The sequence below is a fragment of the Sphingobium sp. TomMM7A genome, assembly GCF_055397305.1.
Map to the genome: position 1 here is coordinate 562,202 of NZ_AP027312.1, position 15,679 is coordinate 577,880.

The following is a 15,679-nucleotide window of genomic DNA, read 5'->3' on the forward strand; positions in this document are numbered from 1 at the left end:
AGATATCAGCCAGCCGCGTCCTTGCCCCGGCCCGCCAGCTGAGCAGAGCTCGCCAACCCGCTTCGTGATGCCCGCAGGCGCGATCGACACGCATTGCCATGTCATCGGCGCGCCGCCCGAATATCCGCTGGTGCCGGAGCGGTCCTACACCCCGCCGCCCGCCAGCGCAGAGACGTATCTTGCGATGCTGGATGCTGTGGGTTTCGCCAAGGGCGTCCTCATTCAGGTCAGTGTGCATGGCACGGACAACCGCCTGCTCTTCGACACGCTGGCCGCGCATCGCGAGCGGCTGCGCGGGGTTGCTGTAATGCCCGCCGATCTACCCGGCCGAGCCTATGCCGAGGCGCATGGGGCGGGTGTGCGCGGACTTCGTCTCAACGACTTCATCCGCGATGGCGGGGGACTCTACGGCGGAGGAATAGGATTCAAGGATCTGGAGCGGTTCGATGCGCTAGCCTGCGAGATGGGCTGGCATCTCCAACTCCTGCTCGACGGCCGGAACCTCATGGATCTCGCCCCGCGCATCGCCCGTCTTCGCTGTCCCTGGATCATCGATCATATGGGGCACATCCCTTACACAGCGGGCATCGATCATCCGGGTTTCCAGACGCTGGTCCAACTCGTCGCCGACGGCGGATGGGTCAAGATTTCCGACGCATTCCGCATGTCGGAACAGCCGGACTATCGCGATTCCATCCCCTTCGCACAGGCGCTGGTAGCCGCCGCCCAGGATCGCTGCGTCTGGGGATCAGACTGGCCCCATGTCGCGCAATGGCGGCCAATGCCCACGGTATCGGGACTGCTCGACCTGCTCGCCGAGTGGGTGCCCGACGAAACGGTGCGCAACCGCATCCTGGTGGACAATCCGGCACGTTTCTACGGCTTCTGAAAAGGTCCCGATAATGGCGCGCCTGAGTGGCAAGACTGCGGTGATTACGGGAGCAAGAGCTGGTATAGGCGCAGCCACCTCATCACTCTAGCTTCTGTAATCTTCCACCGGCGATGGCGCGCGCTGCCCGACGACCGGAATATATGCAATCGGCGAAGCTGAGACCGCTCACATAGAGATTGGAGCAGATGCCGATGGCGGTGCGCCCGGCGGCATACAGCCCCGGTACGACCCCGCCCGCCAATGCCTTCACCGCGCCGCTGGCCTCATCCACCCGCAGACCGCCCACCGTCATGCAGGACAAGGGAAACAGCCGCGCGTCGGTCGAGGCGTCTACCGCATAGAAGGGGCCTGTGGCCAGTTCGGCCATTTCCTCGGGCACCTTGTGAAACGCATCCGGCGTCTCGCCGCGCGCGGCGCCATTATAGGCCGCCAACGATTCCGCGAAGCGGGCCGGTGAAAAGCCCATTTTTTTAGCCAACGCCTCCGGCGTGGCGCCCTTTTTCGCGCCGAACAGACCGTTGATGAGGGTGATATCTCGCTGGAACGTCAGCACATCTTCACCGAATGCGTCCTTGAGCGACTGCCGCCATAGCTTACGATCCATGATGATGTAGGCGCGTCCCCCATGTCGCTCGACCATCCCGTCGCCGATGCGCGCGCCATACCATGTCTCGTTCACATAGCGGCATCCTTCACCATCGACGACCATGGCCCGCCCCCATGCCTGCGGCGGTGAGAGGAACCGCCAGGCAGACACACGCTCCATCAGCCCGGTTTCCCCGCCTGCCGATACGCCCAGCATGATGCCGCTGCCGTTGTCACCGAGCGTGCCGTTCGGCAGTGCCGCTGCGACGTGCGGAGCGAAATGCTGCACCATCGCCTTGTTGCAGATAAAGCCGCCCGCACTCAGCACCACGCCCTTGCGGGCGCGCAGCCACTCGCTGCTTCGCGCAGAGGACGCCAGAGCATCCGCCTTGCGGAGGAGCCTGTAGCCGATCGACACCGTAACCTGTGCGCCCGGCAGCGTCGAGGGGAGCATGGAGAGCCATTTGTTGGCCTTGGCCACGAGTTTCGAATGTCGTTCGCGTATGGCAGGATCGGCCAGCCGCTCGACGCGAACGCCTATGACGCGGCCCGCCCTGTCCAGCGCGAGCTGGCGCACATCGGCATGAGAATGGAATTCCAGCCCGCGCGCAAGTGCCGCCGCCTTGAGTGGCCCATAAACGCCTACGCCAAGACCGAAGGGGTTCTTGCCGTTGCGATGCACCGTGCGATGCCCGCGCGCCGCCGGTCGGGTAAAATCGCGGAACGGTCCAGCAAGGCTGCTATCGGGGTGGTAGAGAAACTTGTCGAGCGGCGGATAGGATGTCTTTTTAGAGTATAGGGCGGCGCTGAACGGCGCGCCATGTCGGCGCAGCCACTCGAATGTCTCGGCGCTTGTCTCGCAAAAATCGCGCAGCGTATCGGGCGCGACGACATTGCCGACCTCGAACCGGAGATAATCCTCCATAAGCTTTGCGTCGTCCTCGACGCCCGCCTCCTGCTGTATGGACGTGCCACCGCCAGCGTAATAGACACCACCATTGGCCGCGGTCGAACCGCCGCCCTCATACAGGTCGAGCGCGATTACGGAGAGGCCCTGCTCAAGGCCTTCCAACGCGGCCGCAACTCCAGCTCCGCCCAGCCCGACAACAATCATATCGGCTTCGCCCTGCCACGCATGCGTGTCGGGTTCGTCGATCTGGAGGGGGGCATCAATGGCAAGTCCCCAATCGGTGATCGCGCCGCCGGACGTCGGCACCGGCGCGGGCGCGCGAAGCCCCCAAGGGTCCGGCGGGATAAATCCGGCCGCTTCGGGGTTCATCGGGCTTGCCATCTGTCGCCTCCATCCTCTGGGCGCTGCCGCACCTGATTGGTGATGACAGTCAAACATGGCCATAAAGATAAACTTGTCCGATGGTCAAGTAAATCACCAGTTGCCCATGTCCGGGGCGACATGCCCGCTTTACCGGCCCGCGTTATTTATGCCATTGGCGATCAGATGAGCCGGTCAAATTCAGCTTTGCCGGGCATAAAGCCCACAGCTCGTAGGGGAGGCCGACCCGGCATCGCAGAGGCGGCGCGTTTGACCAAGGCGATCCTCGCCGCCGCTGAGGCTGCGTTCCTCAAGCAGGGCTTTAGCAAGACCAGTATCGCGGCAATCGCGGCGGCGGCAGGAACGAGCAAGCAAACGGTCCATGCGCGCTTTGGCAGTAAGGAACGATTGTTCATCGCAGTCAGCGACGCATTGCTACGCGAACGTTTCTCGACGCCCGCTCCAAAAGGATTGTCACTGCGCGACAGCCTGATCGCGGTAGCCATACAGGCGCTGGATGCGATGCTCGACCCGAAGATGGTGATGATGACCGCGATCATCATGGGGGAGGCAAAGCGTTTTCCCGAACTCGCCCGTCTGGCCGACAACGATGCCAGCTTTCCCGGACGCGAAATGATGTTCGTGCTGATTGCCGACGCCGTGAACGCTGGGGAGCTTGTCTGCGATGACCCGCGACGGGCCATGCTGATGCTTCAGGATATGGTGCTTGGCACGCCCCTCCGCGCTGCGACCCTGGGGGGAGATAGCCTTGATAGCCAGGAGCGGCGCGACTGGGCCGTTGATGCCGTGGACCTGTTCCTTGAAGGCGCGCGGGTCACCCGGCAGAAGGCGGAACGTGAGAAATAGGGTGTCTACTGCCAGACTGCTTTATTAAGATCAGGACTCACTGATTGAGCCAGAAGATGACCACCCCATCAAGTCCAGACGCATCCGATTGGATAAATCGCTTGCTCGATTTGAAGGTCTTGACGGCCACAAGCGATCGTCCAAGCCGTGCTGCTAAAACCGGCATAGTTGGATCGGCAGAGGTCCGGCGAACGTAGGATTCCGTTCGTCCACGCGATCCAATCGGCGACCAGATTATGCGTTTCCGATCCTCGCTGGCCACAGGTTGCTGCAGCGCCTGCATCGCGCAGTAACGTCAGTCGAAACAGCGAGTAGAGGTCGAGCGCGCAATGCCGACTTCGTTTACCGCGTCGACGGCGACGCAATAACCCTTCCCAAGGTTCAGGCTGCCAATCTCCAGCGACGTCAACCCGTCGTAGACCTGAAAATTTTGGTTCATCAGATCGGGGCGACGCCCGACGCGAACGATATGAAATTCGGCGCCGGGGGCCGCCTGCCAAGTAACCGTCACGCGCCGGGGGTCCGCTGTGCTCCGGCTCGCCTTCACTGCGGATACGCGCCCAGGGCGTCGGCCTGTGCCTTTACCGAACACGCGCAGGTCGTAGAGAGAGAAGTTGCCGCCGTCCGGCGCCTGTACATTGCGCAGCCGCACGAAGCGAGCGTTCTGCGCTTGGGGCAGCACCTGATAGTCATGCGGCGCGTCACGCCCATCGTGGGCGTGGTCGATAGCTGTGCGCCAGCGTTGGCCATCATCCGACAGCTCTAGCACATAGCGGTAGCTATCCCGGCTGATCCCGCGGCCCTGGCTGCCCTGATCGGCAAAGTTGATCTGAATCGCTTCGATGCGCTTTTTCGATCCCAGATCGATCTGGAACCATTCTTCACCGCCCGATCGCGCCGACCACAATGTCCTCGAATCCTCATCGACGGCGTTTTCAACCGGAAAACCGTCCAGTGTGGAGGACGCGGTGGCAGCCTTGCCGCGCGAAAGAAGCATCCATCCCGTCAGGTCACGATTGCCGCTGAAGTAACGCGGATAATCCCCCAGATAGGTATCCGACAGAACTTCGCCCGTCCGTGTAAAACGGGCCGGGAACAGTCCCAGCCGCCGTTCGAAAATATGGCGCTGCGAGATAGTCATGGTGCCTGCGTGCCACCACCGTCCCGTCGCATCCTTGAAGGTGTTCCCATGCCCCGCGCCGGTAATGAAGCCGGTGGGCTTTACAGCGAAGGGGCTGTAATCCTGATAGACGAATGGCCCCATCGGATCGTCCGCAACGAGGACGCCGTTAGCATAGGTCTTGAACTCAGTGCCCGGCGCTGAATATTCCAGATAATAGCGGCCGTCATGCTTGGTCATCCACGATCCTTCGACGAAGGAGGGTGCGCCGGGTTTTTCATTATTGTCGCCCGGCACCTCCCACCCGCGGCCATCCTTGTCGCGGGACTGCGGGATGTACGCAGTCCTGATGACGAGGAACGTGCTGGTATCGAGCTCATCCACGCGCAGCGGGCCCTTCGATGCCAGACCGCTGTACATGTACAGGCGGCCATCATCGTCGAGGAACATGTCCGGATCCTCATAACGCTGTTCGATGACGGCGGCTTCATACCAGCGCCCGGACTTTGGATCGTCGGTCGTCCAAATGCGGCGCGTACTTTCGCTTGTGGCCAAATACATCCGGTCCCGGATCACGACGACGGTCGGAGCGAACTTGTCCACGGCGTAGCCGCTCGCTTCCACGAAAGTCCAGTGCTGGAGGTCTGGCGAATGCCAATAGCCCTTCGAATGCGATGCGAAGAGGTAGTACAGGCCTTTATATGTGATGATCGTGGGATCGGCCGCTTCCCGATAGGCTTCGCCGAGCTTGAGCTGGATTTGCGGGATCTTGACGGGCGTCTGGTAACGATAGGGTAGATCAACAGGATTTGCATAGGTCGCCATGCGCGACCTGCCTGCTGCCTCTGCCGGGACGAACGGGACCAACGCCATAACGGACAGGCTCGCCGCTACCCAGTGCAGAGCCTTACATATCGCCCCGTTTCGTACCGAACTTCCCACAAGACTACCCCACTGATGCGTCAGATACCCCGTGGCATAGGCCAGGCTGGCAAATAAGTATACAGATACGTTGCATTAATCCGGCGGTGGAGTATGGCCTGCTTCTGGAAATATCTGGCGAGGCAGCGCAGTAATGCGAGCGTGCGCGGCTAAAGATGCAGGGAGAATAAAATGGCAAATTCAGAGGCGTTGAAGCTTGCCTGCGCTGCGGCACTGTATTTCACCACATCTCACGCGGCCTTGGCGTCGGACACCTTGCTTGATGGTTTCCGCGCTCCGCCGCTAGCGGCCAAGCCCAGAGTGTGGTGGCACTGGAACAGTGGGCAGATCAGTTCCGCCGGCATCGCCGCCGACCTCGACTGGATGGAGCGCATCGGCCTGGGCGGGTATCAGGCTTTCGACGTGGACTTGGGCGCCCCGCGCGTGGTGGAAACGCCGCTTCCCTACATGAGCGATGGCTGGAAGGCGATGTTCGGCGAAGCCGTGGAGCAAAGCATTCGCAAAGGCTTCGACATCGGGATCGCCGGTTCGCCCGGTTGGAGCGAGAGCGGCGGCCCTTGGGTCAAACCCGAACAGGGCATGAAGAAATATGTGTGGAGCGAGACCCAGGTCACCGGGGGACGACGCTTCACCGGCCAGCTCGTCCAACCGCCGGGTTCCGCAGGACTGTTTCAGAACAATGCCAGCGGGCTTGGCGTAAAGACGTTCTACCGCGATGCGAAACTGGTGGCGTTCCGCACGTCCAATGGCGCGAAGCTGCCCACCCCCACGGTCAGCGCCAGCGGTGGAAACTTCACCGCGCAGATGTTGAGCGACGGCGATGTCGTGAAAAGCACGGAGTTGACCCCCGGCCCCGATGGCGATGCCTGGCTGCGATTTGACTATGGTCGCGCCGTCACCGTCCGTGCGGTCACGACCGCAACCGGCAGCTACGCCCATTTCGGAGGTCGCGGCGGTGCGGGCCTTGGGTCGGGCGCACGGCTGGAAGCAAGCGATGACGGCCGCAGCTGGAATCAGGTCGGGATGATCGAAACGGCAGGCCCGCAACGGACCGCGACCGTGCCGACGACGACCGCGCGCTGGTTTCGGGTACTGGTTCCGGCAGGAGCGGGTCCCAAAGCCAAGATTGGCGGCGCGAGCATGGCGGGGCCTCCCGGCGGCAAGCTGCTGGTATCGGAGCTGGTTCTGCGCGGTGCCCCGATGGTCAACGCATGGGAAACCAAGGTTGGTTTCGCGCTGTCGTCCGACTATTACGCCCTGGCCACCCCGGGCGGGCAGGGCGCGATCCGCGGGCGGGAGGTCGTCGACCTCACATCACGCATGCGCCCCGACGGCACCTTGGACTGGACTCCGCCAAAGGGCGAATGGACCGTCCTGCGCATCGGCTACTCCCTGACCGGCCAACGCAACGCTCCGGCTCAGCCTTCCGGTTCCGGGCTGGAGGTGGACAAGCTCAGCGGCGCGGACGTGACCAGCTACATTACCCAATATCTTGACCGCTATCGTCAGGCGAGCGGCGGGCGGTTGGGCGCTGGCGGCGTCACCAACATGATCTTCGACAGCTGGGAAGCAGGGGAAGCGAACTGGACGCCCGCCATTCTGGAAAAATTCCAGCGCCTGCGCGGCTACGACGCCACGCCGTTTCTGCCGGTGCTGGCAGGCTATGTGGTGGACAGCGCCGAGGCGAGCGACCGTTTCCTGTGGGATTTCCGCCGCACGCTGCAGGACCTGCTGAAGACCGAGCATTACGACACCCTGACTGCCGAACTGCACAAGGTCGGCATGATCCGCTACGGCGAATCGCATGAAGGCCGCCCCGCCGCCATGGGTGACGGGATGGAGATGAAGGCGTCGGCGGACGTGCCGATGGCGGCATTCTGGCACAAGCGGACGCCCGGCGTCTTCCAGCCTGGCCCTTTCGCCGACATCCGCGAATCCGCCTCCGTCGCCAATATCTGGGGCCAGAACATCGTCGCCGCCGAAGCGCTGACCGCCAGCGGCTCGCCCTGGTCGATCGCGCCGCGCATGTTGAAGCCGGACGCCGACCTGATGATGGTTGCGGGCATCAACCGGTTCATCCTGCACAGTTCGGTGCATCAGCCACTGATCGGCAAGGCGCCTGGGCTGGTGCTCGGTCCCTTCGGCCACTGGTTCAACCGCAACGATACCTGGGCGGAACAGGCAGGCCCCTGGATCAGCTATCTCGGTCGCGCCTCGTACCTGTTGCAACAGGGGCATGCGGTGAACGACGTGGCGATCTTCTACGGCGAGGGTGCCTCGATCACCGGGCTTTTCGGCGAAAATCCACCTGCCGTGCCGGACGGGTTGCAATATGATTATGTGAACGCCGATGCGCTCAAAACTCGCATCGCGGTGAAGGACGGACGTCTCGTTACGCCGGACGACATGTCCTGGCGGCTTCTTTACATGAGTGGCCAAACGCGGTGGCTCACCTTGCCAACGCTCGAACGCCTGCGCTCTCTTGTCCATGACGGCGCGATCCTCGTGGGTGACAGGCCCCAGGGCTCACCAAGCCTCAGCGACGACCCGGAGCAGGTCCGCGCCATCATAACTGAGCTTTGGCCGATGGCATCTGGCGCTCACACGGTAGGGGCAGGTAAGGTTTACGCAACGAATAGCCTTGCCGCTCCGTTGGCAGCGGAAGGGGTAACGGCCGATTTCGAAATCGTGGGCGGAGAGGCGGACGGCGCAATCCGTTTCAGGCATCGCCAGACACCGGACCGCGACATCTATTTCGTCTCGAATAGTCACAACAAAGCGCAGTCGGTGGTGGCCGCCTTCCGGGTGACGGGCAAGACCGCAGAGATTTGGGATCCTGTAAGCGGCCAGACACGACCTGCAAGCTATCGGTATGAGAAGGGCCGCACTCTGGTCGATATCCCGCTTGCCCCCTTCGGCTCAACCTTTGTGATGTTCCGCAACGGTGGTCCGGAAAGCCAGCAGCTTCCAGTCCCAACCGTTCAGCCGCTGGCTGATGTGTCTGATAAATGGTCGATCGCGTTCCCGCCCGACCGAGGCGCACCGGCAAAGCTCGAACTCGGCCGGTTGCGCGACCTGAGCAAGGACGTCGACCCTGGGGTGAAGTATTTTTCCGGCACTGCCAACTATAGCCGGACGCTCCGGGTGCCGCGTTCCTGGATGCAGGATGGCGGGCGCTTGCAACTCGATCTCGGCACGGTTGAGGTGGTCGCCGAAGTGCTGGTCAACGGCCGTTCGGCGGGCATAGTGTGGACGGCGCCATACCGCGTTGATGTTACCAACCTGCTGAAGACCGGGCGCAACAAGATTGAGGTTCGGGTCAGTAACTTGTGGGTCAATCGCGTCGTTGGTGACCGTCAAGCCGGCGTGACGAAACGGATCGCCTTCACGCATGAGGACGCGGCAAGCCTAGGCATCAAGCAGCCGCGTAGCGTGTTCGACACAGTAGGGCCGGGCGGAACGCCCTTCGGCGCCACACCCTACACCGCCTCTACGCCAGTGCCGCCATCGGGGTTGATAGGCCCAGTACGGCTGGAGCGTCAGATGCCCTAGGCTCTCAGACAAGCTCGATAAGTGCTACACCCTCCGGCGGCAAGTCGAGCGTAAGCTGAGCATGCTCATCTAGCGTCATCCTTTCAGGGGCCGCCAGTTCCGCTGCCCTGCGAATGGTATCTAACTGCTCGCGGGTGGGATATTGCGGCGATCCCATGGCGCGCCAAGCTGGATAAGGAGATCCGCGCTCCTGATCCACATAGCTGACCTGGACGGCTTGGGCGGCAGCGGCGCCCTGCAGCCGAACGGTTAGCGTCTTGCGGTCGCCGATGATCCGGCGCTCCCTGCTGGCGCCTGGGATGCCCGGGGCCTGCTGGACGTCTGCGAGGTTCCAGACCAAAGCCGCGCACCCGCCGTCCCGCGTGCGCGAGGCCAGCGCAGGACCCTTCGCGGCCAATCTGCGGTCGCCAAGCCGATGTAGCAGCTTGTAAGTGTTGAATTCCGGCTTGGCCACGCTCCCCCGGGCGAGCATGCCCCAACCGTTCTGACCTTCCTTGAAGATCCAGTTGGCAACCATATTCTCTTCATACTCGCCGCTGATCTGCCACTGGCACATAGCCTGGCAGTGGGGGAGGCTCTCTTTGATGGCGTGGGCGATCATGGCCGGACTATCGGATGACCATTCATTGATCCACAATGCCGTCCCCTTATAGCGGGTGGCATCGATCTGTTTCCGGGCCAGCGCGGCTGCGGCAGGCACGACATCATACTCCTTATGCAGACCTGCTTTCCCGAAAATCAAGGCCTGATCGTCTCCGGGATAGACATGGGTCGAAACGAAATCGACCGGCAGATTATTCTGTGCACAGAATTGGAGGAACTGCGGAATCCACTGTATTGCTGATGTTGCAGGCCCCCCCACCTTCAAAGAAGGATCGACCGCCTTCACTGCCTGAGCAGCTGCCTTATAAAGCGCGAAATATTCCTCCTGCGTTCCAGTCCAAAACCAGGATTTCAGATTTGGTTCGTTCCAGACCTCAAAATACCATTGTCGCACTTCCTCTGCGCCATAGCGCTGAACGAGATGGCGGACGAACTTCCCGACGAGTTCCGCCCATTTGTCCAACGATGAGGGTGGAGTTACATTGGCGCGGTAAAAGCCAAATTCCTTCGCCCCGCTTGCCAACGAGCGGGGCATGAAACTGAGTTCGACGAACGGCTGGACGCCACGTTCTAGCAGGCCATCATATACGGCATCGACGTTCTGGAAATTACCATTTGCTCCGACCCCCATCTCGTCATTGAAGATGCCGTGAAAACGGATGCGTTGCAGACCGGCCTCATTCTTGAACCGCGCCAAGTCCTTGCGCCAGGGCTCCCGAAGAGTGATGGCAGCACGATCTGAGCCCATGCAGCGCGACCAAATATGATCGAGAGGACCGGCGTCTTTTCGGATATCGATATCGATGAAATTGTCGGGCGTGCGGCCCCAGGCCGGAGAAGTCAGAGCCGCCACGCCCATCGCGCCCCCCATCGCGGAGAATTCACGGCGCGTCCACATCTTGTCATCCATAGATTTTCACCACTCGCAAGCCAAGCCCATCTTGACGGGCAATTTCCCCGAAATTGATGAGCCGACCATGGATCTTCGCTCTATTAAATGCAACGTTATTGTTTACTTTTTGAGCCATGGGGAGGACCTTGGCCGCCGCGTGCCTTTTCAAATTTGCCTTACGAACGAATGACAAGCGCCCCTCCAGGGGAGAGCATATGCTGCGCTCTGATCGTGCTTTCGTGCTGCTTTACGTGAGCGCCGCTGCTGCGGATATGCCGCGGCTTAATGTGAGGATGGAGGGCTCGCGTTGCCATAAAGCCTTTAACGCGAATAGGATCAAAGCGCCTGTATCATGGAAGCAGTTCGAACCAGTCGGAGGGACAGGATCACCATTGTTCGCGGGCGAACAATATGAGATCCACTATCTTCTTCCCATGTGTCTCGATATCTTTTGCGGAGAGCTTGCGAACGAGGTCATACTGTAAAAACCAGCCATATACCGATGTGAGAATGTGCTCGGCGACTGCTTCTGGTCGCTCCACGGGGATCGCGTCCCTGTGCGCAGCGGCGCGAATATCCTCCGCCAGCAGCCGAACTGCGTTGAGATAACCCAGTTCGTGCATCAGTGGCGCGAGATCTGGAAAGCGATGGCGATTGAGAAGAATTAACGAATGAAGTCCGCGAAAGAGGGGATCGACCAACAGAGACGCCATGTCGGCAACGCGTAGGTGCAGAACCTCTCTCAGATCGGTAACGCCATGGGTGGATTTGACTCGGGAAACCGCATACCAGCGGGCCAGCGTTTCCCTTACGACCGCACGGAAAAGATCCGCCTTGGTCGCGTAGCGGGCGTAAAGCGTGGTGCGGGTTATGCCGGTCGCCGCGGCAATCTTCTCCATAGAAACGCCATCGAACCCATCGACCAGAAACATGCCTCGGGCGGTGCCAAGTATGGCTTGCTCGATCAGCGCCACCTCCGTTGACGAGGGACGCCCTCTCTTGAGGGCAAGCTTTGCAGGAGTGGCGGTTCGACGGATCATCAGTGCCTTCTGATATAGGAGCACCGCCATGGCAATGAGATGCTGAAATCGACCCGTTATCTAAATTTGGCGAGATCCTTATCAATTGCAGCCAGCTGCCTGTCGCTGATCTTGCCCTGGGAGAAGCGCTGGATTCCTTTCAGCGTCAGGCCGCGTGCGAGGAAGATCCTGCTGTCGGTCGATGTGTTGGGGATATGCCTGTCCACGATTGCGCGTGTGCGAGGATCATCCAGCAGCGTGCCGATGGGCGTACTCGAGCTACTGTAGCGCGGTGCGACAGCTGGCGCGTTCTTGCGCGCAGGGATTGCCGCCAAAGAGGTTGCAGAGAGGGCGGTGAGGGCCGCGAAAAGAAGAAGATTTTTCTTCATGGGGTCTTTCAGTCGAGATGGGCGGGCGTGTTTGCAGCCGTTGTCTGAGCGGATGGACCCGGCCAGATTTGAGCGAAAAATGGATTCGACGCGGCAACTAGCGGATAACTACCGATATCGGTCTGGCAGGTGGGACACCAATGGCCGCCCGCCAGATAGAGGTTGGGAGACATGGTGAAGCGGTGGCCAAGACTGCATTCCCAATCTACGGGGGAGAATGGGTCATCAACCTTGCTTGCATGGCATTTGGCCCCGCGGAAGTCAGCGGCGCCGCGAAGATCCTCGGCTGCCCATTGGTTCTTCGGCTTGGAATCGTCATAGCCATGATCGAGCGCTATCGGGTCTCGCGAAGGCTGCGCCAATGGGAAGTCATCCCAGTCATCGGGAATTTGTTCCCATGCCTCGCGCGATCCGAAATAGGCGTTGATATGTTCCCTGTCATTGGTGCGGATCCAGCTGGCAGGCCCCCCAGAGCCCTCCGCAACCGCACGAATCTGCTTGCGGGCAAGGCCCGGGAACAAGCGCATTATGGTGCGGATCATCCAGGGAATGCGACGGGGTAGTTCGGTGAAAAAGTCGTCGATCGAAAAGCGCCGATAGGGCACGAGCTCTTCCAAACGATCGGAATCGAGATACCACTGTCCATGGAAGTTTCGCGTTGCCAGCCATTTTGGATTGAGAATGCGCCGGAAATCCTTGACGCCCATGGCGGCCATCATCTTGACCATCAACTGATGGTTGACGAGCCGCGCGGATTCTCCGCCGCCAATATTATAGAAGTGACGCCAGAAATTCTCTGGAACGTCATCGCCGCACAACGCTGCCATCAAGCGCGCCGAGTCCTCCACGGTTGACCACTCCATGACTCCGTTAGGAGGGTTATGGAACATGATCGGCCCCTGGGTCTTCCACATGTCGTAATGGGCCATACCGGTCTGGCGGATCGATACCCAATATTTAAGGCCGGACTCGGCTACGACGGCCTCTGCACGGGCCTTGGTGCCAGCATAATGCCCGTTATAGCCGATGCAGATCGGATCGCCGGCACGTCCCCAGTGGATCGGAGGATTGCGGCTGCCAGTCTGCGCCACGGTGCCGATGTAGACAAGGCGGATCTGATCAGCATTGGGCTGGCTTCGGATGGCGTTCACGACATTTTGCGTACCGCCGACATTCACCTTTTCAACGACAGCGGGCGGGAGTTCGTCGGCGAGAGGGGACACGAGAGCGCCCATGTGCAGGACCATGTCCACGCCAGCGACTGCCCGGTCCACGGAGGCGGCGTCGGTGAGGTCGCCCCATGCAAAATCCACGCTATGCTGCTTTTGCAGGCGGCGAATAACGGGATGAGATTTCTCTTCTGGACGCACGAGTACGCGGACGGTCAATGCGGGCATTTGCGAAAGTGCATGGACAACGGCTCTGCCCATATTGCCTGTCGCGCCCGTCACCAGGACCAGCTTTCCAGTTGCTGCCATTTTAGTTCCTTTCGCCGTTCTAAGAAATGCGACTTAGCCCCGGGATTTGTGAATGCCAATTGAAATATACATTAATGTCCATTTATAGGGGAGGGAGATTCAGGAGATCAATTATGACTCGTCCGCACGGTGAACCTCGCCCTGGCGACCCCCATTGGAACAGCGACGTCGAAGCGCCGCTTGTCATCGAGGATGCTGACGCCTTCGAATGGGACGGCGCAGAAGATGTGATCATCGTGGGCTATGGCGGCGCGGGCGTCGCGGCAGCGATCCAGGCGCATGAAGAGGGCATGTCGGTCCTGGCCATCGATCGTGCGGATGGAGGAGGCGCGACGCGCATCAACGGAGGCATATTCTACGGAGGCGGCGGCACGCCGGCTCAGTTGGATGCAGGTGTCGAGGACAGCGTTGAAGACATGTTCAGCTATCTTCGTTTGGAGACCCAAGGCGTTGTCAGCGACCAAACGCTCCGGATCTTCTGCGAAGAGAGCGCAGATACGGCGCGTTGGCTGGCCGGACATGGCGTCCGTTTCGCGGGGCGCGTCTATGAGAAAAAGACAAGCTATCCGCACACCGACTATTCCCTCTATCATTCCGACAACAGCCTTGCGCCCAACTACAAGGCCGTGGCGAAACCTGCTCCGAGAGGGCATCGCGCCCTGGTCGACAAGCTGGATGCACCGATGGGATACGGGAAAGGTCTTTATGATCCGCTGCGGAAGTCAGCGGAGCGTTTGGGGATCAAGTCCTTGCCCTCCACCAAGGTGAGGCAGCTCGTGATGGATCACGATGGTCGCGTGGTCGGCGTGGTTGCCATCCAGATGCAGCCCGGCACCGCCGAGGGGAAGCGCTATGACGCCTTGATGCGTCGCGCGACGGCTATGGTACTTCGCCTGCCGCCCTCGATGCCGGGCGCGCCCATCATCGCGCACCTGGCGTCACGGCTGTTTAAAAAAGCGGGGGCTTTGGAGCGTAAGGCGGGTGTTAAGCGCGTGATTCGCGCGCGTCGCGGCGTATGCCTTGCAGCGGGCGGCTTCATTTTCAATCGAAAGATGGTTGAGCATTATGCGCCCAAGTATCTCAAGGGCATGCCGCTTGGCACTCCCGGCGATGATGGAAGCGGTATTCGGCTCGGGCAGAGCGCGGGCGGTGACGTATCGCGCCTTCAGCATGTCAGCGCTTGGCGTTTCATCAACCCGCCCATCGCCTGGGCGCAGGGCATGGTCGTAAACCGGCAGGGCCAGCGATATGTCAACGAGATGCTCTATGGCGCGTCTATCGGTATGCCGATGGTGGAAGATCATGAGGGTGTGTGCTGGATCATCCTGGACGATGATGGCTATCGAACGGCCAAGCTCCAGTCGAAGAGCAAGGCCATTCTGGGCTTTCAGCGTTACCCCGCACTAGCCGCCATGCTCCTGGGGTCGAAAAAGGCAGGCTCGATCAAGAGCCTGGCCGGAAAGTGCGGGATCGCGCCGGAAGGTCTTGAAGCAGCGGTCGCCGACTATAATCGGCTCGCCGAAACAGGGGTGGTCGACCCACTGGGGAAAGCCTCCGAGGATATCGTGCCGATCGTCAAAGCGCCTTTTTACGCCATCAACATGTCCATCGACGCCAAATTGGGTTTCCTCCCCGTTCTGACGCTGGGAGGCCTCAAGGTGCAGGAGCATAGTGGCGCAGTCTTGAACGAAGAGGGTGAGCCGATCCGCGGACTTTATGCGGCCGGCCGGAATGCTGTCGGCATCTGCTCCAATATTTATGTCAGCGGCTTGTCGGTTGCGGATTGCATCTTCTCCGGACGCCGTGCCGCGCGGTCGCTGGCGAGGTCGGACTAAAGCCGTTGGGTTTGATAGCACGCCCGAGCAACGCGCTAATGCTACCAGAGCGTTTACTTAATTGCCGGATTGCTTATGTTGAGCATCGGTCGAATCGAGATGACCACTATTTGGATCATGTTTGCCGTGCGGATTGAGGGACTCTCGCCGCATCGGTGCTGCGCTCTGGGCCGAACTGCACGGCGGCCCAGAGCGCATTGCCTTGAGGCCGCATTTGCCCGCATCAGCAAGTTGG

At 60.8% G+C, this 15,679-nt stretch carries 10 protein-coding genes; 4 read left to right on the forward strand and 6 right to left on the reverse strand.

The genetic code is table 11. The features are described 5' to 3' along the window. Positions 1 to 4 precede the first annotated feature (4 nt). Positions 5 to 889 carry an amidohydrolase family protein gene (locus ACZ5ZH_RS15325; RefSeq protein WP_464773296.1) on the forward strand — a complete coding sequence of 295 codons (885 nt, stop codon included), beginning with the start codon at positions 5 to 7 and terminating at the stop codon, positions 887 to 889. 82 nt (positions 890 to 971) lie between these two features. Here ACZ5ZH_RS15325 and ACZ5ZH_RS15330 read toward each other — a convergent pair whose 3' ends face one another. Continuing rightward, positions 972 to 2,768 carry an FAD-binding protein gene (locus ACZ5ZH_RS15330; RefSeq protein WP_464772890.1) on the reverse strand — a complete coding sequence of 599 codons (1,797 nt, stop codon included), beginning with the start codon at positions 2,766 to 2,768 and terminating at the stop codon, positions 972 to 974. Between the two features lie 249 nt (positions 2,769 to 3,017). Between ACZ5ZH_RS15330 and ACZ5ZH_RS15335 the strand changes: the two genes are divergently transcribed. Beyond that, positions 3,018 to 3,614: a TetR/AcrR family transcriptional regulator C-terminal domain-containing protein gene (locus ACZ5ZH_RS15335; protein ID WP_464772891.1), complete on the forward strand. Its 597-nt coding sequence runs from the start codon at positions 3,018 to 3,020 to the stop codon at positions 3,612 to 3,614. A gap of 295 nt (positions 3,615 to 3,909) precedes the next feature. Here the strand turns inward: ACZ5ZH_RS15335 and ACZ5ZH_RS15340 are convergent, their stop codons facing one another. Beyond that, positions 3,910 to 5,559 carry a family 43 glycosylhydrolase gene (locus ACZ5ZH_RS15340; RefSeq protein ID WP_464772892.1) on the reverse strand — a complete coding sequence of 550 codons (1,650 nt, stop codon included), beginning with the start codon at positions 5,557 to 5,559 and terminating at the stop codon, positions 3,910 to 3,912. Between the two features lie 288 nt (positions 5,560 to 5,847). Here ACZ5ZH_RS15340 and ACZ5ZH_RS15345 point away from each other — a divergent pair, with 288 nt between their 5' ends. Further along, positions 5,848 to 9,228 (forward strand): glycosyl hydrolase, encoded by a 3,381-nt coding sequence (locus ACZ5ZH_RS15345; RefSeq protein ID WP_464772893.1) that lies wholly within the window; start codon positions 5,848 to 5,850, stop codon positions 9,226 to 9,228. Between the two features lie 4 nt (positions 9,229 to 9,232). Here ACZ5ZH_RS15345 and ACZ5ZH_RS15350 read toward each other — a convergent pair whose 3' ends face one another. From ACZ5ZH_RS15350 to ACZ5ZH_RS15365, 4 genes are all read right to left on the reverse strand, one after another. Continuing rightward, positions 9,233 to 10,729, reverse strand: a complete 1,497-nt coding sequence (locus tag ACZ5ZH_RS15350) for a GH39 family glycosyl hydrolase (protein ID WP_464775223.1) — start codon at positions 10,727 to 10,729, stop codon at positions 9,233 to 9,235. Positions 10,730 to 11,109: 380 nt separating this feature from the next. Then, complete coding sequence (locus tag ACZ5ZH_RS15355) at positions 11,110 to 11,697, reverse strand: TetR/AcrR family transcriptional regulator (RefSeq protein ID WP_449469145.1); 588 nt, start codon at positions 11,695 to 11,697, stop codon at positions 11,110 to 11,112. Between the two features lie 122 nt (positions 11,698 to 11,819). Then, positions 11,820 to 12,131 carry a hypothetical protein gene (locus ACZ5ZH_RS15360; protein WP_449469146.1) on the reverse strand — a complete coding sequence of 104 codons (312 nt, stop codon included), beginning with the start codon at positions 12,129 to 12,131 and terminating at the stop codon, positions 11,820 to 11,822. A gap of 8 nt (positions 12,132 to 12,139) precedes the next feature. Next, entirely contained in the window at positions 12,140 to 13,609 is a 1,470-nt protein-coding gene (locus ACZ5ZH_RS15365; protein ID WP_464772895.1) for an NAD-dependent epimerase/dehydratase family protein, read from the reverse strand. A 113-nt stretch (positions 13,610 to 13,722) separates the two neighbouring features. On the opposite strand from ACZ5ZH_RS15365, the gene ACZ5ZH_RS15370 reads away from it, so the two are divergent. Further along, positions 13,723 to 15,444: an FAD-binding protein gene (locus ACZ5ZH_RS15370; RefSeq protein ID WP_464772896.1), complete on the forward strand. Its 1,722-nt coding sequence runs from the start codon at positions 13,723 to 13,725 to the stop codon at positions 15,442 to 15,444. Positions 15,445 to 15,679 lie beyond the last annotated feature (235 nt).

Bases quoted from the DNA above. Each gene is read 5' to 3' on its own strand.
- ACZ5ZH_RS15370 (WP_464772896.1), top strand. From the start codon at position 13,723: ATGACTCGTCCGCACGGTGAACCTCGCCCTGGCGACCCCCATTGGAAC.
- ACZ5ZH_RS15340 (WP_464772892.1), bottom strand. From the start codon at position 5,559: ATGGCGACCTATGCAAATCCTGTTGATCTACCCTATCGTTACCAGACG.
- ACZ5ZH_RS15360 (WP_449469146.1), bottom strand. From the start codon at position 12,131: ATGAAGAAAAATCTTCTTCTTTTCGCGGCCCTCACCGCCCTCTCTGCA.
- ACZ5ZH_RS15365 (WP_464772895.1), bottom strand. From the start codon at position 13,609: ATGGCAGCAACTGGAAAGCTGGTCCTGGTGACGGGCGCGACAGGCAAT.
- ACZ5ZH_RS15345 (WP_464772893.1), top strand. From the start codon at position 5,848: ATGGCAAATTCAGAGGCGTTGAAGCTTGCCTGCGCTGCGGCACTGTAT.
- ACZ5ZH_RS15330 (WP_464772890.1), bottom strand. From the start codon at position 2,768: ATGGCAAGCCCGATGAACCCCGAAGCGGCCGGATTTATCCCGCCGGAC.
- ACZ5ZH_RS15350 (WP_464775223.1), bottom strand. From the start codon at position 10,729: ATGTGGACGCGCCGTGAATTCTCCGCGATGGGGGGCGCGATGGGCGTG.